Origin of the sequence: Mucilaginibacter sp., assembly GCF_025359345.1 — a bacterium.
Classification (GTDB): domain Bacteria; phylum Bacteroidota; class Bacteroidia; order Sphingobacteriales; family Sphingobacteriaceae; genus Mucilaginibacter.
Map to the genome: position 1 here is coordinate 274877 of NZ_JANYGQ010000028.1, position 23690 is coordinate 298566.

Sequence of the window (23690 nt, forward strand, 5' to 3'; positions counted from 1 at the left end):
TCGGCTATTACATTGGTTGGCTCAAGCTTCATGATGCAATATTTATTTTGTACTATTAAATATAACTTACGCCGGCCGGTTTTAGTTTTTGCTCTTTTTGGATGCGCCGATTACTGTGGCTTTGTTTAAAATCCAGCCGGCAAATTTATTGTTCAGCGTTTTTAAATAAGCGATATATTCTTTATGCGAATTTTTAACGCTGCGGTTAGCTTCGAAAACTGCAACGGTTTTGTTTGCGAATAAAATCCACTCTTTGGCGTTGTTTAATGAGTCGAGTGGCGGTAAGTCTATTAAAATAATATCGTACCGTGATTTAAGTTGTTCAAATTGCGCTGCTATTGATTTTTCATCATTAATCTCAAGCAATGTTGTATCCGCACCACGATTACCTAGTACACTTATCTTGGCATTATCCCATTCGGTATATGAAGTTGCCCTGAAATAGTCCTCAACAAACAAAGTAGGTTGTACGCTCCGGGTTACCGAAGGGTTAACAAAATTGCCGTCAATAAGCAGTACCTTTTTGTTTATGGAGCTGTATGCGTAGGCCAGGCTTGTGGCAATTAAAGTTTTGCCCTCACCAACACCTATGCTGGTGATGGCAAGCACCTTTTCACCTTTTAGTTCCTGGTCTATTTCAAACCTTACCGATCTCAGCAACTCCTTAAACTGCTGCATTTTAGTTCGGTTCTCAACATCCCAAAGCTTCCTTAAATCAGGTTTTGGGCCCTTTATCATGTTTAAAGCACCAAGCATGGGCAGGTTAGTCCGGGCTACAAGCGTTGATGGCTCGGTTACGTTATCATCAAGATAATACAGGATGAACAACACCAGCAGGCATAGAAAAAGGCTCGCCATGCCGCTAAGCGCAATCAGAAACATTTTTTTCGACGGCTGGGCAACATCAGGCGTAGCAGGCTCAACCTGGGCTAACCGGATTGAAAATTTGGATTGTAAGTTAGTGGCATTATATCTGCCCAATACATCCAGGTATTCCTTAGTGGCTATATCGATATCAAACTCATAGGTTTTTACGGTCGCATCAAACGGCACCAGTCTCGAAAATTTTGCATTCAAACTAGCGAGTTCCTTGTTTATCGACTTTTCGCTATACTTCGCAAGGTCTCTTGAAACTTCCAGCTCCTGGGCCTTCACCACTAGATTGTCTTTACCTATCCGCGGGTCAACCAGGTACTTGTCCGAAGTTGTGTGCAGTTGTTTTACAAGTGTTGATTGCAGCGAGTCGATCGCCGGCTTGTATTTTGGGTCGAAGCCTGCGTGCACATATTCATCGGTAAGCGCTTTTAGCTGGTCGTTAGTTGTAGCAATTTCGGCATTATTTTGGTTTATCGATGCCTCAATGTATTTCCGGCTATTCGGGTCGAATTTCGACAGTACATTTTGCAGTGCACCTTCATTAGCGGCCAGCGTTCTTTGGTTCTCCAGCTTTTTATCGGTGTAAGCTAAAATTTGGGCGAATATGGTTTTTGATTGGTCATCAAGATTTAAAATGCCATTTTTAATTTTATACTGCTGCAGTTCTTCTTTTTTCTGGTTAAGCGCATTGCGTTTTTCTTCAAGTAGATTCGATAAAAAGTCGACCGCATTCGATTCGTTCTTTTTAATATTTACGCTATAGTAATCAATAAATTCTTTAGCCAAAGTGTTAACCACAAATGCCGACAGTTGCGGATTTTCGGATGTGAATTGTACTGCTATGAAATCGCTTTCTTCGTCTCGCGCAATGTCGAGGTTTTTTCTTAACGAACGCTCATCATAATGCATTGAGATAAGCAATTCGTTCAGACCGTTCTCATCTTTATTATATAAAGATAGGGGAGCGCCGGTTACCAGCTTGGCCCGGTATACAACAAGTGCATGTTGTATTGCGGCCTGGCTTAACCCTTTAAAATCATGGTTGAGTTTTCTGAAAGGCGTGGAGCTGCTTAAATCGTGGATAATAAGCTGGTACGATACCTGATCAATCAGCTTTTTCAGCTTGATGATTTCCATCAGGTTGCTAAACTCGCGGTTTATTTGGTCGCTTTGCGCATTGGGGTTGTTATCCTTATCCAATAAATGGGTTGATGCATCAACAATACCCGTAGCAATTTGGGTGCGTGAAACGTATTCGTCGGGAAGATTTTTGACAAGAAAATACGAAGCAACCACCGCCGCCACTACAACAGCAATAATTATTAGAATATATTTTTTTAAAAGTTTAAAATAACCAGATATTTCCATTAATCTATTTAATGCTTTCCAACTTGTCCCCTATAAGCTCTTCAAGATTAGTTTTGGCGGTAAAAACATTTAACTCAGCCTGTATCCTAAATGAATTTTGATTGTAAAGGTTATTCAACGCCTGGTTGTAAATGTCAAACGAAGTTTCACCTTTTTCAAACGTATACTTAAGATTTTTGGTAGCCGTTTCTGCATTTGTTACAGCGGTAACTTTATTTCGCAGGTCGGCTTGTGCTGCTAAGTAAGCAAAATAAAACCGTTTTATCTGTGCTTCCAGTGTTAAATAATATTCCTGCTGTGTAAATTCAGCAACTTTAACTGCCTCTCTTGCGTTGTGAATGGTATAAGGTCGTTCAAAAAGCGACCCCAAACTAACAGAAGCCACCAACTGGTAGCCTTTAAAAATAGTTGGCTGTATTATATTAACGGATGACTGCGGGCTATAGATATACGAAGCACTGAAAGCTTCCAGCCAGCCAAAACTTGCCTGGTGAAACGTGCTGCGGGCTATTTCAACTTGTTTTTGTTTTATTTTGGCTTCAGGATAGTTTCTCTTAGCTGCCGCAATAAGTTTCTCCATGTACGGGTACGACAAATCCTTAAATAGCGTTTCCTGGGCGAAAAGGTTACAGGCTAAGGTCGAGAGAAATATTGAGAGACAAATAATGCGTAATTTATTATTCATTTTGTTACACTTTTTCTTTCTGAAAAACTGCTGGCACCGTTCTTATAAGAATTTTCCAATCGAGCCAGAATGAATAATTCTGTGCGTAGAAATTATCTAATTTTTTTCTTTCACGCTCAGACATATCTGCTTTTCCCCGTTTGGTTATCTGCCACAAACCGGTTAACCCGGCAGGCCCCAAAAAACGCATCGACCACTCGTTTGATGTCAGCATTTCTGCTTCATAAACCGGCAGCGGCCTGTTGCCAACCAACGACATATCTCCCAGTAATATGTTGAATAATTGAGGGAGCTCGTCGAGGCTCGAATTTCGTAAAAATTTACCAAGTTTGGTTACGCGCGGATCGTCTTTAATTTTAACAAATGCGGCTTTTGTGCCCCCATCCTCATTTGCGTACTGATTTTGTGTGGATAACTCAACTAACATTTTATCAGCGTCGGTTCGCATCGACCGGAATTTGTAAAAATCGAATATCTTGTAACCAGTGCCAACCCGCTTGCTTTTGTAGATCACAGGGCCTTTTGAACCCAGTTTAATGGCAATTACTACAGCCAGCATAATCGGCGAAAGGAACAAAATCATCAAGCCCGAAATAAACAAATCCATAAAGCGTTTTCCGGCAGGCATGCTGTACTTTATATCGACTTCTTTTGATATTTCGAGCAGCCTGGGTTTTATCAGTTTAAATTTCACCAGGAAGTTTAAACGTTCGCGCAAATCTGAGATAGAGAAAGGGTAAATATAAAAATCATGCACTTTAAGGCGCATGGCATCCAGCTTTAATGATTTATCGTTTGACAGGGAAAGTAATACGATAATAAGCCCGCTAAACAACGGGTTGCCTTTAAGACGCTCAATAAGGTCGAAACACTCGCCTTGCTCGTCAACTTCAAGCAAAATAATTTCGGGCAATGTGAGGATCGATTGGTTGCCCAAAAAGTCCTCAACCTGCGAAAGGTAATCGTTATACGAGATCTGGAAATACGGGTCAAGCTCCTTCGACACGATATCTCTTAAGGCTAAACCGGCATAGGCTATCTTGGTATGTGAACCTGCGTTCTCATTCCATTCAGTTGCTATGGGATTCGTCATAAATGCTTATTACTTGATTAATGGCTGATTTTAAAGATGCAGGGTTAAATGGTTTAGGCATGTAAGCGTCAACCTGGAAAGGCATGTTGGCAACTTGTGTGTCCAAATCATGCGCAGCAGAAAGCATAATAATCGGAATATCACGAAAAAGGCCGCTGATTTTAACATTTTTTATAAATGACTGTCCGTCAAAATAAGGCATTTGCAAGTCAGATATGATTAACTCGGGAATGTTGCCATCCTCCAGCCAGCTAAAAGCATCAATCCCGTTATTCCTAACCACTATATCGTAATCTTTCGACAGAATAAAATTCAGAAGCTTTAAAATACTCAGGTCATCGTCAACAATTAGTATTCTTTTTTTCATTCTGCTAATCTTGTATTTAAAATTTCACTTGATTACGAAAAATCCCCTAAAAAGGTTTTGCAAACGACGAATTTAAATGACTTGCTTATTAGCGCATAGCCTTTAAAATGGAGGGTTTAGGCTCAAAAATTTGCTTTGATTCTTTTATTCCATAAAAATACTGATTTGCCGATAATTATTACTAACTATTTTAGAATTTTTAACTGTTACATTATGAAGAACATAAATGCTTTTTTTAACGCCTGTTACGGATTGTGTTTAACTTGAAGTTATACTGGCTGCCCAAAATCGATGGTGGCGAGGCTAAAGAACGAGATTTTGTCGAAAGTCGGGTTGCCGGCTACGCTGGCGATGTATTGATTATTAAGATTAAAACTATTTATAACCCAGTCCTCATTTGAAGCGATGATGCCATCTGCCACGGTGATTGTGCCGTCAAGGCCTGGTAGTAGCCTAAGATCGCAATCGAGGCCCTGGGCAGTTGCTTTGGTGATAGCTTCCTTACGTGTCCAGAGTTTAAAAAAGCGATGAATTGAATCAGCTTCTGCTATGTAATTAACTTCACCGGGGCTGAAATTATCGGCTAAAACCTCGTGATATCCAAAATTGTGGTTTATAAACTCAATGTCGGCGCCAATCGTGGAATCGGCCACAGCCAATAATATAGCCTCGCCCGAATGGGAGAGGTTATACTGTAAGTTATTTTGATTGCCGCTTTTTATAAACGGCTTTTTATTAAGACCGGATCCAAATTCGATAGCTTCAGGAGCTAAGTTTAAATATTTGCCTAATATAGTGCGCAATGCTGCCCGGCTTATTATAAACCTGTTGCGGTCTTTTTGTTGGTAAAATCTGTTGGCCCGATCAATTTCATCGCGCGTGAGTATTGAGTTAAAGCTATCAACCAGTATCGGGTTTAAATCTGAGGAGACTTTCCAAACATCGATACTGTTACTAATTTTAAAGCTGCAAGCCGAACTATCAAGCCAGGTTATATCAGCTAAAAAATTATTGGTGACGTTGATTGACAGCATACTGGTTAAATGAGCGCAGCAAGTTACTTCTTTACTGCGTCATCTAAACATTTTTGCAATACCTGCGCAAAAATTTTGTCGTTAGGGGCCTTAAATATGGTATTGTGTTCTCCGGGAATTTGGTGGATATGCATGCCTTTAAGCGCATATGGTTTCCAGCCCAGGTATTCAAAGTCGTCCATATAAAAAGTGCGGTTTTCGGCCCTGAAAACTTCAACTGCAACATTGTAAGGCTTCAACTGGTAACGACGCTCGGCAAGGTTGTTCATCTCGTCAATTTTATTCGAGTACCCAAAAAAGCCTTCCTGTTTTTGTTCCTTACCATATTTAAACCGCCACCATGCGCGCTTAAATCTGCGTGTTAATGATAATTTTTTGTCGGATATGGTTTCTTTAATGCCGCTTGACGAAGAAAGCGCATACGCCATTTTGTCCTTAAAAAACCGGCTGCGTTTTATTAGTTTAATCAAAACCGGGTCGTGATGTGGCGACCGGTAAGCATAGGTATCAAACATTGCCAAAACCTTAACTTCTTTACCCATGGCTTCAAATTGCTTAGTCATTTCGAAAGCGATGATGCCGCCGAAAGAATAGCCCGCTAAAGCATAAGGGCCATCGGGGTTTTGCTTCATAATCGACTCGATATAATGCGCTGCAATTTCTTCGATGCTGCCCAGTGGCTCTTCAACCCCGTCAAGTCCTTTGGCCTGTAAACCAAAAACCGGTTGGTCGTCGGCCATATTCATAGCCAGGGTATTGAACAACAATACATTCAAACCCGCGCCGTGCACCATATATAAAGGCATTTTATTGCCCTTTGGCTTAATCGGAACCAACGAATCCCAAGTGATGGATTTACCGTCCATTTGCAGCATCAGCGCCAGTTTTTCAACTGTCGATGTTTCAAACAGGGCGGCTAACGGCAAGCGTTTGCCGGTCTCTTTCTCAATACGGGTCATTACCTGCACTGCAATAAGCGAGTGCCCTCCCAACTCAAAGAAGTTGTCGTAAACGCCAATTTTATCAATGCCAAGGTATTCTTTCCAAATATTGGCAACCAATTGTTCAACATCGGTGCGCGGCGCAACAAAGCCGTGGCCGGTATCAACGGTTGATATGCCGTGTTTAGCCAGTACCTTCTTATCAACCTTGCCATTTGGGGTTAGCGGCATTTCGTCCAGCACCACAAAATTATCGGGCACCATATAATCAGGTACCGAATTTCGCAGGGTTTCTTTCCAGTTCTGTACATGGGCAGCTTCATCCTGCGAGGCGCTGTCTTTGTTAACAACCACAAAAGCCACCAGTTTATCAATGCCGAAATTGTCGGGCCTTGCTAAAACTACGGCTTCTTTAATGTTGGTGTTATTAACCAGGTTATATTCAATCTCCCCGGTCTCTATGCGGTAACCGCGAATTTTTACCTGCGCATCTACACGGCCCAGGCATTCAATTTCGCCATCGGGCATAAAGCGGCCTAAATCGCCGGTGTTGTACATTTTGGCGCCTGATATTTTTGTAAAAGGGTCGGCAACAAACTTTTCGGCAGTCAGCTCAGCGCGGTTTAAATAGCCTTTGGCAACGCCGTCGCCGCCAATGTAAATTTCGCCCGGAATGCCAACACCTAATGGCCTTAAAAACTTATCTAATATGTAAATGGAAGTGTTATCAATTGGCCTGCCTATAGATATTTTCTCAGCAGCTTTTATCTCTTTTACTGTCGACCATATGGTTGTTTCGGTCGGCCCGTAAACATTCCATAGCGAACTTGCACAAGTTAAAATTCTTTCCGCCAGTTCGGCTGGTAGAGCCTCACCGCCGCAAATTGCTTTTATAGCAGTTTCTTTGCTCCAGCCGGCTTCCAGCATAATGCGCCAGGTATAAGGCGTAGCCTGCATAACGGTAGCGCCATGGTTTTTAATAATATCAAGCAATGCGCGCCCATCTTTTGCAGTGGCAGCATCAGCCAAAATTATTTCGGCGCCGGTTAACAATGGTAAAAATAACTCAAGGCCGGCAATATCAAAACTAATGGTGGTCACAGCCAGCAATTTATCGGCAGGGGCTAAACCCGGCTGTTTTTGCATACTGTATAAAAAGTTTACCAGGTTGTGTTGCGCAATTTGAACGCCTTTAGGCATACCGGTTGAGCCAGAAGTATAAAGGATATAAACCAAATCATCGCCGGCAACAGTAACGTCAGGGTCGGTGGTTGGGTAATCGTCAATGGCTAACCACTCATCCTCCAAAACTAACTCTCTTGCGTTCGACTGATATTTTCCTTTGTAGTCCATTGAAGTTAACAACACTACCGCCTGCGAATCCTCAATCATGTAGTTGATACGGTTGATTGGGAAAATAGGGTCGAGGGGAATATAAACGGCACCGGCTTTCATTATTGCCAGCATGCTGATAACCATCTCAGCTGACCGATCCATCGAAAAGGCAACTTTATTGCCTTTTTTAACACCGTTTTTTATCAGGATGGCTGCCAATTGATTGGCACGCTCATTTAATTCTTTATATGTAGTTTTTTGTTCGCCAAAGGTTATTGCTGTTTTGTCCGGTGTTCCGGCGGCAATATTAGCAATCAGCTTATGCAAGGGCGTTTCGCGGGGATATGCACAGGCCGTATCATTCCATTCTATTAACTGATGGCTCAATTCTGCCGAATCCATGGTAAGGATATTACCTATCAATACGTCAGGATCCTTCACCAATTCGCGCAGCAAAAATTCGAAGCTATCCATCATCTTTTTAATGGTTGATGGCTTGAAAAGTTGTGTGTTGTACGACCATTCCAAAGTCGGCGACTCTTCGTGACCTGCAATGTTCAGGAATATCTCAAAGTTCTCGTACTCGCGCGGGTTGCTGATAAGCTTATGATGCAGCTGGTAAAATTCTACATCGTCATCAAGCCCCATATCTATGTTGAACATCACTGGTACTAATGGCAACCTTGATGAATCACGGGCTATGTGTAGTTTTTTCAATAAGCTACCAAAAGTGTATAATTGGTGCTCATAAGCATCAAGCACCTCGCTGCGGCGCTGTCTTAAATATGTTTTAAATGATATATTGCTTTTTGGATAGCTGCGTAGGGCAAGCAGGTTAACACAATGCCCAACCAGCCTGTAGTTGTCGGTAGCTGGCTGACCGGCTGCAGGCAAACCAATAATAATTTCTTCCTGACCGGTTACCTGTTTTAAAAATACTTCGAATGCAGCCAGTAATGTAGTTACAAAGCTCGTTCCGTTGGTTTTGGCCAGTTTTTTTACATCACTTGCCAAAGCGCCGTCCAAAATCAGGTCGTCGCGATGGCTTTTGTAGGTACGTAGAGTTGGGCGTGGATAATCAGTTGGGATGTCCAGAAGATGACCACTGCCAATAAACTGGTCAATCCAGAACTGCTCCGTTTCTTTATTTAAGCCACTGTCGGTATGTACCATATCGTTAACGGCATACTCGCTGAACAGCGGCGGCGCAGGTAATTTTATGTATTCGTTTTTTGTATAGGCAGAATAAAGCTTACTCAAATCCTGCATCATAATGCCTATCGACCATCCGTCGCAAACGATGTGATGGGCAACAAAAGTTAAAAGGTGTTCGTTTTCTGATAGTTTAAATGACGATGCCTTAAATAGCGGGCCGGTAACCAGGTTGAAAGGCGTTAAGGCAATTTGCTTATTATATTCGTCTACGAAATTCTTTTGTTGTGCGGCGGTTGATGATGAAATGTCTTGGTAGTCGATATCAAGTACCAATTCTTTGTAAACGCAAATGTTCTTTCCATCGGCACTAAACGACATCCTCAACGCTTCGTGCATGTTTACCATTCCCTGCAAAGCGCGCATCATGGCGTTGGTATTAAAAATGCCGGTTAACAGCAGCGAAAAGCATTCGTTATAGGCACAGTTAGCCGCCGCGCCTCCGATAAGGCACGATGTCCAAATCTCAACCTGCGGTTCAGTTGCAGGTGCGATTAACGAAATTTCGGGCCCTGCGAAAGGATCAAACTCTACAGGGTTTGTATCTACCATAATAGTTTCCAACCTTCTTATTTTACTTGTAAATACTTGCCGGGGTTATTGCTGTCAACTATAAACCAGCCCGGGTTACCGTCTTTATCGCGACCAAGCCTGGCGCCTGGGAAGGGTGATTCCATAAAAGGGTTAAACTCCTCTTTTGTCTCAGCCTTTTTTGAGGGGAAGAACCCTGATTCAATCATCTCATCAACACTTTCCCTAAAGGCTTCGATAATTTTATCAACCTCTGCCCTGGTGTGCGATGCTGTAAGGAAGCAAGGGAACAAATCCCAAATGTGAATGCCTTTATTACGCATCAGCGTAAACAGCAACTCTCCATACGGAAGCTCATCCTTAAATTTTATTTTCCATAATGAGCCAAACGATGGTGAATATAATGGAATGCCTGTGCTCTCGCATATTGCATTTAGTTCGCCGGCTAAATATGCTGTAAGTTTATTTAAGCCTTCCTGTAAAGCCGGGCCTTGTTCTTTCATATATTGTAACGAAGCCTTACCTGCAGCAAGCGCTAACGGATGCCTCACAAATGTACCTGCAAAGTAGGTTACTCCTGCTTCAGGCTGCGAATTATCGCCATATTGCCAGAAACCGCCGTCCAATGCATCCATAAAGTGTTTTACGCCAGCAATGGCACCAATTGGCATACCACCACCAATAACCTTGCCATAAGTGCCCAAATCGGCTTTTATGCCGAACATGGCCTGTGCGCCGCCCGGGTGCATGCGGAAACCGCTGATAACCTCGTCGAATATTAGACAGGTGCCCGATTGTTTGGTTATTTCTCTTACTTTTTTAAGGAATTCAACCGGCTGGAACTCTGGCCTGCGGCTTTGTACCGGTTCAACCAATACGGCTGCAAGCTCATGGGCACGTTCCTGTATAATCCTTAACGTTTCGTCTGTACCGTAATCCAGTATCAGCATATTTTGCACCACCTCGGGCATAATTCCGGGGGCGGCAGGTATGGTTTTTAATTTTTTAGTTCCGCGTACAATTACCTCGTCGTTAATGCCGTGGTATGAACCGCTAAAGGCAACCATCAGTGAACGACCTGTTACAGTACGAGCAATACGCATAGCGCCAAGCACCGCTTCCGAACCGGTGTTGCATAATGCAGCACGGTCAAAATTGGTCAGTTCGGTTATCAGCTCGCAAACGTCGCCTGCCAAAACATGCTGCGGGCCAATTTCATAACCATTCTCAACTTGTTCCAACACAGCTTTCTTCAGCACATCAACCTGGTAACCCAAAAAGTTTGAGCCGAAGCCGTTTAACGCATCTATGTAGTCGTTACCGTCAATATCCCAAACGTGGCTGCCTTTTGAGCGGTTTACCACCAACGGGTAAACAACTTCTTTAGTCAATGGCCTGAAACCGCTAACCACACGCGGGTCAGCCATGTGTTCACGGTGTTCCTGGGTGTAGATTTTACTGCTCTTTGTTTTATCGTTATAGCTTTTGGTTAAGTCGCTAAGAAATTTCTGTTGTTTATCGCTCAGGCCCTGCACTTGTTTTTCGATACGTGCCGTGGCGCCGAATGGTTTTTTAACTTCTATTTGTTCTTCGGCGGTAAGATCATATACAATGCCGTTTTTTGCGGCTGGCGCTTCTGGTGCAAGTACAACCGGAGCCGAGGACACCGGTGCGGGCGCTTGTGGTGCGCTGCCGGTTTGCATCATTGCCAACTGGCTGGCCAGCATTTGTATCTGCTGCTGTATCATATCAAGCGCCGGGTTAGCTGCAACAGGTGCAGGCGCGGCAACGTTGTTATAAACGGGCTGATGGCTCGCAACCGGCGCAGCTTGTGGCTGGTAAGCGCCTGCAGGCAGGCTTGCATCCAAATAAGATGCCAGCGAGTCGATAGTATTGTACTCTTCAAATAATTTTCTGAAGGTAATAGGAACGTTAAACTCTTTTTTAAGATTGGTTGCAATTTGAGTCAACAAAAGTGAATCAAAGCCAATTTCGATAAAATTCATATCGGTTGATGCGCCATCAATCTCAATTCCGGAAGCATCTTCAAATAGTTCCTTTAATTTACCGGTTAATAGTTCTTTTCTCATCAGGGATTGTTGTATGGGTGTTTGTTCTTGTTGTATTGTTGTTACTTGTATTTCTGTTATTTGTATTTGTTCTGTTGCCTTTACCGGCAGCGGGGCATCAAGCCAGTAGCGTTTATTATCAAATGCATAAGTTGGTAAATTCAGTTTTAAGCGTGTCTGGTTATTATAAAATGCCTTCCAATCAGGCTCCAAACCGTTTAGCCACAACTGGCCCAACGCCCTTAATACGGAATAGTACTCGGTAAGTGTTTCATTTTTTTCAAATCCTGCAATAATTGGCGTAGTTTTCACCGTAATCTGCTGTCTCGAAAGGGTTGCCAGTACGATTCCAGGCCCAACTTCCAGTAAAAGGCGGCCTTCGTCCTCCTGCAAAGTATTCACCGCGCTGGCGAAACGAACGGTTTTGCGCAGGTGATTTGCCCAATATTTCGGACTGGTTGCTTCGGCCTCGCTCATCCAGGTGCCGGTAACTGTCGATACGATTGGTTTTACCGGCGGATATAATTTTATCGATTTAACCACTGTTTCAAACGGCGCAACAATGTCATCCATCATAGCCGAGTGGAATGCATGGCTGGTTTGCAGTAAACGGCCGGGGATATCCATTTTTTCCAACTCGATAGAAAATTCAGCTACCAGGTCATCTGGCCCGGCAACTACACAGAGTTTATTACTGTTAATAGCAGCAATGGATAACCCTGCCGGTAAAAGTGTTTCTAACTTTTCAGCCTCACATCTTACCGAAAGCATGCTTCCTTTTTCGACTTCGCTAACCATCCTGGCGCGGGTTGATATTAGCAGTAGTGCATCTTTAAGACTGAAAACGCCTGCTAAATGCGCGGCAACAAATTCGCCGATACTGTGGCCGGTTAAAATGGCGGGTTGTATACCCCAACTCATCCATAGTTTAGCCATGGCATACTCAATAATAAATATGGCTGGCTGGGTATAAAAGGTATTTTTTATAGCTGCGGTTGACGCGTCATCAATAATGGCCGGGTATATAATGTTAAATATGCCTGCCTGAGGCGAATCTTTTAATAGTTCGATACATTCATCTACCGCCGCTGCAAAAACAGGTTCGGTATCGTAAAGCCCTTTGCCCATGTTAATGTATTGCGAGCCCTGGCCAGGGAACATAAATACTATTTCAGATGCCTTTGATGCAAGGTTTTTTGCGGATGATGGCTCAATAGGAGCACTTAATTTGGCTGATATTTCGTCGGTATCGCCCACAATTACAAACCTGCGGTGGTTAAAATCAACACGGGTATTTCGCAGGGTAGCGGCTATATCCGCGGCGTTTAAATCTTTATTGTTTTGGGCAAAACCGGCAAGTTTGTCGGCATAGTTGCCCACGCTCGCTTCGGTTTTTGCCGACCAGGTGATTAAGCTTAGGGGTTTAGATTTACCTGTTTGCATAGGTATGTTTTCAAACTCCTCTAAAATAATGTGCACGTTGGTGCCGCCAACCCCAAAAGAACTAACACCTGCGCGCCTTTTTTCGGCCGAGTCCCAGTTTTTAAGCCTTGAATTAACGTAGAAGGGACTTTCTGCTAAATTGATATTCGGATTGGTCTGTTGATAAAATATGGATGCCGGTATTTGCTTATGGTGCAAAGCTAACGCAGTTTTTATTAAGCCCGCTACGCCAGACGCTGCAGTTAAGTGCCCTATGTTGCTTTTTACCGAACCGATAGCGCAAAACTGTTTGCTTTCATGAGCGCCAAAAGCCAGGTTAAGGCCTTCAATTTCTATCGGGTCACCCAGCGGGGTTGCGGTACCATGCGCTTCTATGTAGCTAAGGGTCGATGCATCAATATCAGCATCGTTAATAGCCATTGCGATTGCGCCGGCCTGGCCCTGCGCGCTTGGGCCGCCAAAGCTGCCTTTGTCGGCACCATCGTTGTTTATTCCTATTCCTTTTATTATGGCGTAAATAGTGTCGCCATCGCGTTCGGCATCTTCGCGGCTTTTTAAAAGCACTACGCCTGCGCCATCGCTAAACACCGTTCCGGTTGCATCAGCATCAAATGGGCGGCAATGGCCATCTTTACTCATAATTGAGCCCTCCTCGTAAAAATGCCCGCTTTTTATGGGTGAGGTAATCGACACTGCACCGGCAAGCGCAATGTCGCATTGCCCGTCACGTATCGCGCTAACCGCCTGTGCTATCGCCAGTGATGATGTTGAACACCCCGAGTGTACAGCCACCGCAGGCCCTTTCAGGTTTAGCTGGTAAGAGGCGCGGGTTGCTATGTAATCTTTTTCGTTAAGTGTCCGTACGTTAAACTGGCCATACTGATCCGCTTTAGCTGGATGGTTGAGTACATTATTGGTATAATAAGTGTTATACCCTGTACCGGCAAATACCCCAACCGAACCATTATATTTTTGTGGCAGGTAGCCTGTACTTTCTAAAGCTTCCCAAGCAATTTGTAAAAAAATGCGTTGTTGCGGGTCCATTAACTCGACTGAACGCGGGTTGAAGCCAAAAAATGCGGCATCAAATTCGTCTGCACCATCAATCAGCCCCCTTGCCTTAACATAAGCAGGGTCGCTTTTTATATTTGATGGGATAGATATGTCAATTTCATCAGCCGTAAAAAAGCTGGTTCCTTCGCGGCCCTCAATCAATAAATCCCAAAACTCTTCAATGTTTTTTGCGCCAGGGAAACGACCGGCCATGCCTATAATGGCAATATCGGCGTTTGCTTTTTTGTTTTTATCTTTCTTAAATGTAAATGTCGAGGCTTTGCTCGCACCGGTAATAAAGTTAACCAGGGCACCGATCGTAGGGTATTGGTATAGTTTTGTGATGGGCACTTCGTAATTAAACTTATGCTTCAGTTCGGCTACGGTTTTTAGCGCAAGCAAGGAGTTGCCGCCGAGCTCGAAGAAATTGTCGTCGGTGCCGATTTTATCCAGCAGCAACAGTTCCATCCAAATACCTGTAATGTTTTTTTCGATAGGGGTGGACGGGGCTTTGTACAAAACACTTAGTTCCGGTCTTTTCAAATCCGGTTTCGGCAATGCTTTGCGGTCAACCTTGCCACTGGTTGTTTTTGGAAATTCTTTCACCCATACATAAGCAGACGGGTGCATAAAATCAGGCAATTGCTTTTCAATGCTTTTGCGCACGTAATCGGTATCCGGTTTATCATTACCAGATATCATATATGCAACCAGGCGCTTACTGCCGGGCACATCTTCGCGGGCAACAACTACTGCCTGTTGTATATCATTTAGTTGATTTATTAAAACTTCAATTTCGCCAATTTCCACACGGTTGCCACGGATTTTTACCTGTGTATCGCGGCGGCCCAAATAATCGATATTACCATCGGGTAAGTAACGGGCTAAGTCGCCGGTGCGATAAATGCGGGTTGTTTTGCCGGGCGCTTCTTCCCATTGCATAAACTTTTCAGCCGTCATTTCCGGGCGGTTAAGGTAACCATCGGCCAGGGCGAGGCCTGCAACGCAAAGTTCCCCGGTTTCGCCATGCGGAACTTGTTTTAGCTCTTCGTCAAGTATCAGTATCTCTGTCTCGTCAATCGGGATGCCTATGTTTGGCAGCGGTGGCCATTGTGTTGGGTCGCCATCCAATTTTAATTGGGTAACCACATGGGTTTCGGTCGGGCCGTATTGGTTGTATAAAACGCAATTCGGCAAAGCCGAGAAAAAGCGGACAATCTGCGGGGTTATTTTTAACTGTTCTCCTGCAGTCATTACTTCTTTCAAACAAGCCGGGAAATATTTTTCTGCGTCGGCCGCCTCAGTTAAGTACTGGAGCACCACAAATGGTAAAAATATGCGGTTTACCTGGTGCTGCTCGATGTACCGAAGTAAGCGATAAGGGTCAACCCGCATTTCTTCATCAACCAAAACCAAAGTGCCGCCGGTGCCTAGCGTGGCAAATATTTCCTGGAACGATACATCAAACGTTAAAGGTGCAAACTGTAAGGTATTTATGCCTGCAGTCGATATCGATTCTTTTTGCTGCCACGAAAGTAGATTAGCCAGCGCGGCATGCCCCATGGAAACACCCTTTGGTGTACCTGTGGAGCCGGAAGTATATAAAACATAACAAGCCGATTTGCTTTCGGGGATAACTGTGTTAGTTGTTGGGTAGTCTTTATCTGAAATTAATACCTTAATGCCCAACGGTTCAAAAAAATGCTGGTGCGATGGTGTTGCCACGCACAAATCAATGCCCGAATCGGTTACAATTTGCTGCAGGCGGTCTTGCGGGTAATCAGGGTCGAGGGGTAAATACGCCTTGCCGGCTTTTAAAATTGCCAAAACACTTACAATAGTTTCCACCGCCCTGTGGGTGCTTACACCCACGTTTAGTGACGTTGGTGAATTTTTGAAGATTTGAGCCGCCAAATTATCTGCCTTTTGGCCCAATTGGCAATAAGTCAAGCTTTGGTTGCCAAAAATTATCGCCACTGCATCGGGCGTTTTATTTTTTTGCAACTCGAACAGGTTATGTATCAGCAAATTGTTCATTTTTCTCTTTTGTGCTTTGGCCAGGGATTTTTACCCCTAAATTTATTAAAACGTTTTAAATTATAGCTTAATTGTGCAATTGTAACTTAATCAATTATTTACCGTAAAGCAAAATTTATAAAAACGGGGTAAAAAATATACTTTAAACTAATTATAACTTTTTATACGTGTCATTGCAAAATTTGGTTATAGCCAGCCGGAATATTAAAATGCCGATGTTTACGTTAATGCTAACATTTAAACACTAATTCCACGAATTTTTTCGAATTCCACGAATTGGCCTTTTAAAGAAAAATTCTTATAATTCGCATTGACAGATGCTTATTAAAAAACAAATTCGTGTAATTCGTATTAATTAGTGTGAATTTGTGCCTGTTAAATATCTTTGCCTCCGATGATTAAAAAATACCTGTTCGTTTCATTGCTCTGTTTGTTTTCCTGTGTCAGTGCACATGCCAATTTTATTTTTAATGCCAATTGTGTTGAAGCCTATAAAGACATTTTAGCGCTGCGGATGAACGACGCCCGCGCGTTGATTAAAAAGGAAAAGCAAACCAATCCTGCGAACGGTATCGTGGTATTATTGGAGAACTATATCGACTACTTCAGTCTCCTGGCATCCGAAAATAAGAATGACTACGAACGGTTGAAAGACAATAAATCAATGCGCGTTGATGCGCTTGAAGAAAATGATAAAAATTCGCCCTGGTATTTGTTTTCGCAGGCGGAGATTTACTTGCAATGGTCGTTTTTAAAGGCCAAGTTTGGCGATTACATGTCATCAGGATCCGATGCTAAAAGCGCAAACAGCCTGCTAAAAGATAACAGTAAAAAATACCCAGACTTTTTACCCAACAAAAAAAGCCTGGCACTGGTAAATATCATTTTTGGAAATATACCCGCCAATTTTAGGTGGATTGCGGGGATGTTGGGAATGAAAGGCAACGTTCAATATGGCATCAACCAGTTGGTTGAGCTTAAAAAGCAACTGCCCAGATCGGCTTACAACTTTTATGATGACGAGATCATATGGTTTTTGTGCGTTACCGATATTAATGTGCTACATAGTAAAAATAGCTACGAGACGCTAATCGGTTACCTGGCGGGCATGGATAATAACAGTATGCTCAAAGTATATTTACAGGGGTATGTATCGTCAAAAACAGCGCATAACGATGAAACTATAAAGTACCTTGACGCGGCACCGAAATCAGGACAATACATTGCCGTGCCTCCAATATATTATATGCTCGGTTGTGCCAAACTTAACCGTATGGATGGCGACACGCCGGCTGCCTTAGCCCGTTACGTTAATGATTATAAAGGCACCGCGTTTATTAAAGACGCATACTTAAAGATCGCCTACTTTTACTTGCTTCAAAATGATTCTGAAAAATATGAAGAATATCGTAGGCTGGCACGCAGCAGGGGAAATGCGATAGACGGAAAAGACAAGATCGCGCTCCGTGAGGCAAGTGAACCGAAGCCAGATATCGACTTGCTAAAAACCAGGTTTTATTTCGACGGCGGTTATTACAGCAAAGCTACAGCGCAACTTGCCGGTAAAGATGTAAATAGTTTTAAGCTAACCCGGGACAAAATCCAGTATTACTATTATCTGGGCCGCATTAACGACAAAATAAACAAAAACGCTGACGCTGTTTCATATTACCAAAAGGCCATTGCTTTGGGCAAGGAAACCAGTTATTATTACGCCGCAAATGCTGCCCTGATGATTGGTAATATTTACGAAGAAGTTAAAGACAATGCAAAAGCCGCAAATTACTATCACCAGGCCATCGATATGAAGGCACACGATTATCAAACCGATATTGATAATGACGCAAAAGCCGGGTTGAAGAGGATTGGTCAGTAGGTAAGGTTGCCTGGCTCGTCGGTAAAACGTACAGTTTTACGCATACTTTGCAGGTGATGCGCGTTTACATTTTGTTTTAGCGTGTCAAAATTGAAATCGTGATTGGTGCCGCAATCAAGCAGTGTCATGTTAGCTGATGGTTTGGTGCTTTCGTAATATTCCAAAACGTTGCTGCTCCATATCAACTGGCAATCACCTTTTACCCGGGTCATAATTTCGTTGATACCGTTTTTAAATTGAATATGCCTGATATGCTGCGATTCCAGTTCGGCCTGGGGGAAAAATAGCAGGATGTTGCCCGGTTCGTTTAAAAGTTCCGCGGCGTATTCAATGCTTTCCTTTACCGACCACGCGTTCGGTTCCACAGAAAAAGAGCCCACGTATTTCAGCCACCAGTTTTTCTCCATTTGCTTTTTAACCGACATGGTGTACAAGCCTTTCAGTTTTTGTTGCTTATCAATGTGTTTAAAGGCTATGTAGTATGAGAAAAAGCCATCTAAAAACCCAAAATGGTTACACATCAGGATATAGGAGTGGTTGGGCTTTATTTCAACCGGCGTAATCTTCATTTTATTAAACCGCCGCCTGAAAAACCACATCAGCACAGATGAGCCCCACCTGATAAATGGTAATGGTATCGGTTTGGCCTTAATCATCATGACAACAGCGCGGTTAATTGAGTAACAAAGTTCTTTTTTATCATCTCGTGCCCTTCATCCAATACAATTGTAGTGGCATCTTTTACTTTGGCGATAAAATCCTTACCTATTCCCGGCGGGAACGACTTATCGCGTTTGCCAAATATAAAAATGCTTTTTATGTTTTGTTCATTTAATGCTTTCAGCAGGCGTGTCTCGTCCGTTTCGAAGGTGCGCAGGTAAGTAAAACAAGCATAAAAATTAAACCTGAGTTCAGGCGTGCCTATTTCGCCATACAAAATTTTGTAGGCCTCCGCATCGATAATCCTGAGGCGCTTAAATAATTTCAACATCCGCACCAAAAAAGTTTCATTTAGCGCCAGTTTTTCAAGCATTTTGTTGCCGGTTTTGCTTTTGCTGAAAAAGGGTATCAGACGGCCCGGATTTAAAGAGGAAGGGGCCGCAGCGATAAATTCATCCACAAGGTGAGGCAGTTCTTCAGTAACCACGCTGGCAAAATGCGTACCCATTGAATAACCGATTATTGAAAAACGCCCGATGCCTTCGTACCTGCAAAACTCCGATATTAAGTCGGCAAATTGTTTTTTGGTGATGCCTTTTTTTACGGCTTCAAGACTTTGGTCCTTTAGCTTTGTTTCTTTATGAAAAAACAGGTCGAACCCGATGAAAGTATATTTCTCTCCTAAAGTCGATTCAAGGATTTTAAACTGCTTGCCATGCATGCCATATCCATGAAAGCCGAGCATAATTTTAGGGCCATTACCAAATTTATAGTAATGCAGCGTAACCAGGTCATTTTCAAAATAATGGTCGGTCATGCTTTGATTATGAAATGTTTTCAATAAATGCTATCGCCCAGGCATAATCCCCATCGTGCGAAATGGAAAGGCCGATGTCAAACTTAGGCCCCTCTCGATGAATAAGCGCGGTCGGCCTGCCTACTGGCTTATCGCGCGTTATTTCAATTTTTTTTGGACCGAGGGCCGATGGATCAACTTGTTTTATGGCTTTGTAAACAGCCTCCTTAGCGGCCCATGTTGAAGCATAACGGAGTAGCGGGTTTTCAAACTGTTCGCAATAAGTTATTTCGTTTTCAGTATAAACTTTGGCTTTAAACGACGGTGTAAACGATTTTTCGAAATCAGGAATAAACACAATATCGTTGCCTGCCGAAAATTTTTGAGCGGGTATCAGTTCTTCCAGTGCTGTTTTAATTTCCTTCTCCATCTACGCCAAGCCCCATTACATTAAACCCGCCATCAACAAAATGAATATTACCGGTAACTTTTTTAGATAAATCAGAGAAGTAGTACAATGCGGCATCGCCTACATCGCCTGCATCAATGTTACCAAGCGGGGCTGTAAACTTGCCCATCTTGCGCAGCTTGCGTACGCCGAAGATGCCACCGGATGATGTTGTCATTACCAATCCGGCTGAAATAGCATTTACTCTTATGCCTGTCCCCCTGAAATGGCTGGCAAGGTATATCATAATATTCTCCAGTGCGGCCTTGCAAATAGCCATGCCTGCATAGCCAGGGAATACCCTCTGTGAGGCATTGTAAGTAAGCGTTAATATCGATGCACCCTTTGCCAGTAATGGCGCGGCCACGCGGGCAACGCGCAACAGCGAATAAGCGCTGATATTAAACGCATCCATAAAGTCCTCGAACGGGATATCGATATAAGATGGAGCAGGTTCGTTACTACCCGGCAAACTATAACACATAACCGACTGGCTGCCAAAGGCTACACCGTGCAGCACGTAATCAATGGGGCCGGTTGCATTGTAAACCATTTGCATAAACGCGCTTATTTCCGCTTCCGACCTTATTTCAACCTGCGCCGATAAAGTGGTATCCATGCCGTTTTGCTGCATCAGGTATAAAACTTCGTTCTTAGTATCAGCGACATAGCTTAGTGCCACTTTACACCCCGAACGGTGTAATTTTATCGCAATATCATACGCTATGGAGCTTTCGTTCCGAACACCGAATATTACCGCAACCTTATTTGTATTATCTATCATCCCGCGAAACTGCCATGGCGCTGTTTGTACCGCCAAAGCCATAATTTAAACAAACTATTTGGTTAATTTCCTTCTCTACTATTTCCTGCGAGATTAAGTGCCTGTAAGCTGCTGCAGGTTTATCTGAGCCCTGCCAGCCGTCTTTCTTCTGGAAGTTTTCCGGCTCAGTATTCAACTCATCAGAATTGATACAAGGCAACACCTTTTGGTTTTTGAGCATTAACAGGGTTGCGATAAACTCTACCGAACCTGCGGCCCCGAGCATATGGCCAAACTGCGCCTTTGGAGCAGCTATATGGTAGCCATCTTCGCCTAACGTATCCACAACACTTATCAGCTCTAAAATATCACCTACCGGGGTAGCTGTTCCGTGTACTTTAACCACTTCAGGTTTAATTTCGGCGTCCGCCATTAAGCCTTTCCATAAACGGCGCTGGCCATCGTATGATGGATAGAACATATTGCCGTCACCGTCGGAGTTATTGAAGTAGCCATCTATAATGCCCAATATGTTTGCACCTCGCGCCTTTGCCATTTCATATTCTTCAAGCGCCACAATACCGGCGCCAAATGAACAAACAAAACCATTGCGTTTTACATCAAAAGGGCGGGAGCTTTGTTCAGGTGCGAATCCTTTGCTCAATACCTGCATGGCGTCAAAGCCGATGAAAGTTTCAAGTGCTGTACCTTCAACACCGCCGCAAATGGCGCGGTCCTGCAGGCCGAATTTTATCAGGCGATAGGCATAACCGATATTTCCAAGCCCTGTGGCACAGGCTGATATAATTGATTCGCAAACGCCTTTATTTCTGATCAGGCACGATACGTTGGCTGCCTCGCGGTACGACATAGCCCTGTCCACTGTATGTGAACCAGCCATTCGGGTTTTTTTGCCCAGTTCGTAAAATGCGTGCCATGCGTGGCGCGATACCACATTGCCGCCGCCGCCCGAAGCAACAACCACACCGGTTTGTTCCGATTCGGTTTCTTCCTTTGTCCACCCCGCCATTTCAATTGATTCCAGCGCGCCGATCATGGCCCAAACACAACCGAGGTCGGCTGTGGCCAGGTTAAGGTCGGGTATCCGACCAAGGTGGTCTACGTAGGTTTCCGGCCATTCTGTTTCCGGTACCGGGTGAATAGCTTCCAGGTTCATTTCCGGCTCAGTAATATAACCCGCTACGGTCGAACGGATTTGCTTTGGGTATTGCAGCGCTTTGGGCCACTCGCGTATGAGGCTCTGGCCGGTAAATAATTTTTTATCAAACTCATCTAGCCCCGTGCAGGTTGGAAAAGCACCGCCCATACCAACAACTGCAACTCTTCGTCCTGCTACACTCATAAATTATTTATTTGCACTGCGTTCCCTAACCATAATGATCAAATCGATAACATCCTTAACCTTCGAACCCATACGGTCGATGTCCTCGTCCTCAAACTCGATGTCGAATTTTTGCTCAACCTTAGCTGCAATGTTGATCAACTCGGTCGAGGGAGTGTCCATATCAGTTAAAAAGTCGGTTTCTTCGGTAACACCTTCCAATTTTGCCGGGTCAATTGTGCGTACAGTGCGCAGTACTTCCAGTAAACCTTCAAGTATCTCTTGTCTTTCGTTTGCCATATTATGCTAATTTGTTAAATTGTTCTATCAGTATTGCCCGGCCGGTAATGTCGTGCAGCTCGGCCACTTTTATAAAATCTTTGCTAATATCATACTTTAATAATCTTTCCTCGGTAAAATCACTAAAATATTCATCCAAATCGAGCCCTTTTGGTACCCGGTAAATGCGTCCATCGCAAACCATTTGCCGCCATTTCCAGAATGTTATGTTGCCGATGCTGATAAAGGTATCGCCAAGTTCCAGGTAATTCTGAAAATTAACATTGCCAATGCTGATAAATGCCGGTACAAATGTATCCCTCAATACATCAGGCAAACAATTTTGTTTGCGGCATTGGAGGAAAGTAGCGCACGATACAATAGTGGCCTGGGCGAAAGCCTCAATCTGGTCGACCCCGCGGAATACATTGAAGTGGTCTTCAACATCCCGTTCGGTGGGGGAGTAGCTAGCTACGATACCTTTGTTAGGCGAATGCCAATGGTAATTGCTCACCAGTCGTTTGGTAGGGCCATGAAGCAGTAAATTTACAGGATCTACACCCACGAGGTTTCCGTGTTGAATAGTATCCAGGTAACCTGCTTTTTCTTCGTCTGTCATATTAAACCGCCGTTGATGTGGATATTTGTGCCGTTAATGTATGATGCCTTGTCTGATAGCAGGAACTCAATTGTATCCGCCACATCATCAACCCTTCCAAATCGTTTAGCCGGTATCATATTAAAATATTTCTGTTTGATAGCTTCAGGTATGCCTGCAGTCATATCGGTTTCTATAAAACCGGGTGAGACGCTTAATACCCTTATTTTGTGCTCGGTATTTGTGGCGGCCGCTTCCTGTGCCAACGAGCGTGATAGCGCTGCTAAGCCCGCTTTGGTAGCTGCATAAACCGACTGAAACGCATTGCCGCTTTCGCCTACAACCGAGCTGACGTTAATAATCACCCCCTCCTGCGTAAGGCTGAATATTTTCATAGCTGTTTTGCAGATCAATATCGGAGCTTTTAAATTTACATTCAGCATGGCGTCAATTTCGCGCTCGGGCTGATAGTTTAGGGGTTTGTCATAAGTTACGCCGGCATTGTTGATTACGCCGTATAAGTCGCCATGTTCTTTTTTTAGCTGCTTACAAAAGGTATTGATGGCTTCAGCGTCCGAAAAATCGGCGCATAAAATATGGCTACCCGGGATGACCTCAGTAAAACTTTCGGGTTTTGATGCGTGTAATATTAAAGTATATTGGCCTGATAGCTTTTTCGAAATGGCCAGCCCTAAACCCTTACTGGCACCGGTAATTAATATTTTTCGTTTCTCCATCAGGACTGTTATAGTGATTAGAGGTTGGAGATCAGAGGCTAGGTTAACAAATCGTTAAACTTCGTCTTAATCTTTACAGCAAATATGTTGATTTATAATAATAATTTCGGCAAGTTGTTTTAATATTTGACCCATAAATAGTGAACC

General features: G+C 43.5%; 16 protein-coding genes. 1 reads left to right on the forward strand and 15 read right to left on the reverse strand.

Annotated features, from left to right (window positions below):
* Positions 1–81: 81 nt before the first annotated feature.
* The 7 genes from Q0R52_RS19655 to Q0R52_RS19685 form a co-directional block, all read right to left on the reverse strand.
* Positions 82–2244, reverse strand: a complete 2163-nt coding sequence (locus Q0R52_RS19655) for an AAA family ATPase (RefSeq protein WP_295797370.1) — start codon at positions 2242–2244, stop codon at positions 82–84.
* A gap of 4 nt (positions 2245–2248) precedes the next feature.
* Entirely contained in the window at positions 2249–2929 is a 681-nt protein-coding gene (locus Q0R52_RS19660) for a TolC family protein (RefSeq protein ID WP_252789678.1), read from the reverse strand.
* Positions 2930–2933: 4 nt separating this feature from the next.
* On the reverse strand, positions 2934–4022 hold the full coding sequence (locus tag Q0R52_RS19665; protein ID WP_295797372.1) for a sugar transferase: 1089 nt from the start codon (positions 4020–4022) through the stop codon (positions 2934–2936).
* Positions 4000–4389, reverse strand: a complete 390-nt coding sequence (locus tag Q0R52_RS19670; protein ID WP_295797374.1) for a response regulator — start codon at positions 4387–4389, stop codon at positions 4000–4002. The genes Q0R52_RS19665 and Q0R52_RS19670 overlap by 23 nt, the downstream gene beginning before the upstream one ends.
* 269 nt (positions 4390–4658) lie before the next feature.
* Positions 4659–5423, reverse strand: coding sequence for a 4'-phosphopantetheinyl transferase superfamily protein (locus Q0R52_RS19675; protein ID WP_295797377.1), 765 nt, complete (start codon positions 5421–5423; stop codon positions 4659–4661).
* A 23-nt stretch (positions 5424–5446) separates the two neighbouring features.
* Positions 5447–9463, reverse strand: a complete 4017-nt coding sequence (locus tag Q0R52_RS19680) for a non-ribosomal peptide synthetase (protein WP_295797380.1) — start codon at positions 9461–9463, stop codon at positions 5447–5449.
* A 17-nt stretch (positions 9464–9480) separates the two neighbouring features.
* Positions 9481–16044: a polyketide synthase gene (locus Q0R52_RS19685; RefSeq protein ID WP_295797382.1), complete on the reverse strand. Its 6564-nt coding sequence runs from the start codon at positions 16042–16044 to the stop codon at positions 9481–9483.
* 394 nt (positions 16045–16438) lie between these two features.
* Here Q0R52_RS19685 and Q0R52_RS19690 point away from each other — a divergent pair, with 394 nt between their 5' ends.
* Complete coding sequence (locus Q0R52_RS19690) at positions 16439–17920, forward strand: tetratricopeptide repeat protein (protein WP_295797385.1); 1482 nt, start codon at positions 16439–16441, stop codon at positions 17918–17920.
* Here the strand turns inward: Q0R52_RS19690 and Q0R52_RS19695 are convergent.
* The 8 genes from Q0R52_RS19695 to Q0R52_RS19730 are packed head-to-tail and all read right to left on the reverse strand — an operon-like array spanning position 17914 to position 23543.
* The gene (locus Q0R52_RS19695; protein ID WP_295797387.1) at positions 17914–18579 is read right to left on the reverse strand and encodes a 1-acyl-sn-glycerol-3-phosphate acyltransferase; all 666 of its coding nucleotides are present in this window, start codon (positions 18577–18579) and stop codon (positions 17914–17916) included. The genes Q0R52_RS19690 and Q0R52_RS19695 overlap by 7 nt on opposite strands.
* Positions 18576–19397 carry an alpha/beta hydrolase gene (locus Q0R52_RS19700; RefSeq protein WP_295797389.1) on the reverse strand — a complete coding sequence of 274 codons (822 nt, stop codon included), beginning with the start codon at positions 19395–19397 and terminating at the stop codon, positions 18576–18578. Before Q0R52_RS19700 ends, Q0R52_RS19695 begins: the two co-directional genes overlap by 4 nt.
* A 7-nt stretch (positions 19398–19404) precedes the next feature.
* Complete coding sequence (locus Q0R52_RS19705; RefSeq protein WP_295797391.1) at positions 19405–19806, reverse strand: 4'-phosphopantetheinyl transferase superfamily protein; 402 nt, start codon at positions 19804–19806, stop codon at positions 19405–19407.
* Positions 19790–20650, reverse strand: a complete 861-nt coding sequence (locus tag Q0R52_RS19710) for an SDR family oxidoreductase (RefSeq protein WP_295797394.1) — start codon at positions 20648–20650, stop codon at positions 19790–19792. Before Q0R52_RS19710 ends, Q0R52_RS19705 begins: the two co-directional genes overlap by 17 nt.
* Positions 20598–21950 (reverse strand): beta-ketoacyl synthase N-terminal-like domain-containing protein, encoded by a 1353-nt coding sequence (locus Q0R52_RS19715; protein WP_295797398.1) that lies wholly within the window; start codon positions 21948–21950, stop codon positions 20598–20600. Before Q0R52_RS19715 ends, Q0R52_RS19710 begins: the two co-directional genes overlap by 53 nt.
* A gap of 3 nt (positions 21951–21953) precedes the next feature.
* Positions 21954–22229, reverse strand: a complete 276-nt coding sequence (locus Q0R52_RS19720) for an acyl carrier protein (protein WP_295797400.1) — start codon at positions 22227–22229, stop codon at positions 21954–21956.
* Between the two features lies 1 nt (position 22230).
* Positions 22231–22827 (reverse strand): hypothetical protein, encoded by a 597-nt coding sequence (locus Q0R52_RS19725; protein ID WP_295797402.1) that lies wholly within the window; start codon positions 22825–22827, stop codon positions 22231–22233.
* The gene (locus Q0R52_RS19730; RefSeq protein WP_295797404.1) at positions 22824–23543 is read right to left on the reverse strand and encodes an SDR family NAD(P)-dependent oxidoreductase; all 720 of its coding nucleotides are present in this window, start codon (positions 23541–23543) and stop codon (positions 22824–22826) included. The genes Q0R52_RS19725 and Q0R52_RS19730 overlap by 4 nt, the downstream gene beginning before the upstream one ends.
* Positions 23544–23690: the final 147 nt, after the last annotated feature.

Coding starts and splice junctions, on each gene's coding strand:
- Q0R52_RS19655 (WP_295797370.1), bottom strand. CDS start 2,244: ATGGAAATATCTGGTTATTTTAAACTTTTAAAAAAATATATTCTAATA.
- Q0R52_RS19660 (WP_252789678.1), bottom strand. CDS start 2,929: ATGAATAATAAATTACGCATTATTTGTCTCTCAATATTTCTCTCGACC.
- Q0R52_RS19665 (WP_295797372.1), bottom strand. CDS start 4,022: ATGACGAATCCCATAGCAACTGAATGGAATGAGAACGCAGGTTCACAT.
- Q0R52_RS19670 (WP_295797374.1), bottom strand. CDS start 4,389: ATGAAAAAAAGAATACTAATTGTTGACGATGACCTGAGTATTTTAAAG.
- Q0R52_RS19675 (WP_295797377.1), bottom strand. CDS start 5,423: ATGCTGTCAATCAACGTCACCAATAATTTTTTAGCTGATATAACCTGG.
- Q0R52_RS19680 (WP_295797380.1), bottom strand. CDS start 9,463: ATGGTAGATACAAACCCTGTAGAGTTTGATCCTTTCGCAGGGCCCGAA.
- Q0R52_RS19685 (WP_295797382.1), bottom strand. CDS start 16,044: ATGAACAATTTGCTGATACATAACCTGTTCGAGTTGCAAAAAAATAAA.
- Q0R52_RS19690 (WP_295797385.1), top strand. CDS start 16,439: ATGATTAAAAAATACCTGTTCGTTTCATTGCTCTGTTTGTTTTCCTGT.
- Q0R52_RS19695 (WP_295797387.1), bottom strand. CDS start 18,579: ATGATGATTAAGGCCAAACCGATACCATTACCATTTATCAGGTGGGGC.
- Q0R52_RS19700 (WP_295797389.1), bottom strand. CDS start 19,397: ATGACCGACCATTATTTTGAAAATGACCTGGTTACGCTGCATTACTAT.
- Q0R52_RS19705 (WP_295797391.1), bottom strand. CDS start 19,806: ATGGAGAAGGAAATTAAAACAGCACTGGAAGAACTGATACCCGCTCAA.
- Q0R52_RS19710 (WP_295797394.1), bottom strand. CDS start 20,650: ATGGCTTTGGCGGTACAAACAGCGCCATGGCAGTTTCGCGGGATGATA.
- Q0R52_RS19715 (WP_295797398.1), bottom strand. CDS start 21,950: ATGAGTGTAGCAGGACGAAGAGTTGCAGTTGTTGGTATGGGCGGTGCT.
- Q0R52_RS19720 (WP_295797400.1), bottom strand. CDS start 22,229: ATGGCAAACGAAAGACAAGAGATACTTGAAGGTTTACTGGAAGTACTG.
- Q0R52_RS19725 (WP_295797402.1), bottom strand. CDS start 22,827: ATGACAGACGAAGAAAAAGCAGGTTACCTGGATACTATTCAACACGGA.
- Q0R52_RS19730 (WP_295797404.1), bottom strand. CDS start 23,543: ATGGAGAAACGAAAAATATTAATTACCGGTGCCAGTAAGGGTTTAGGG.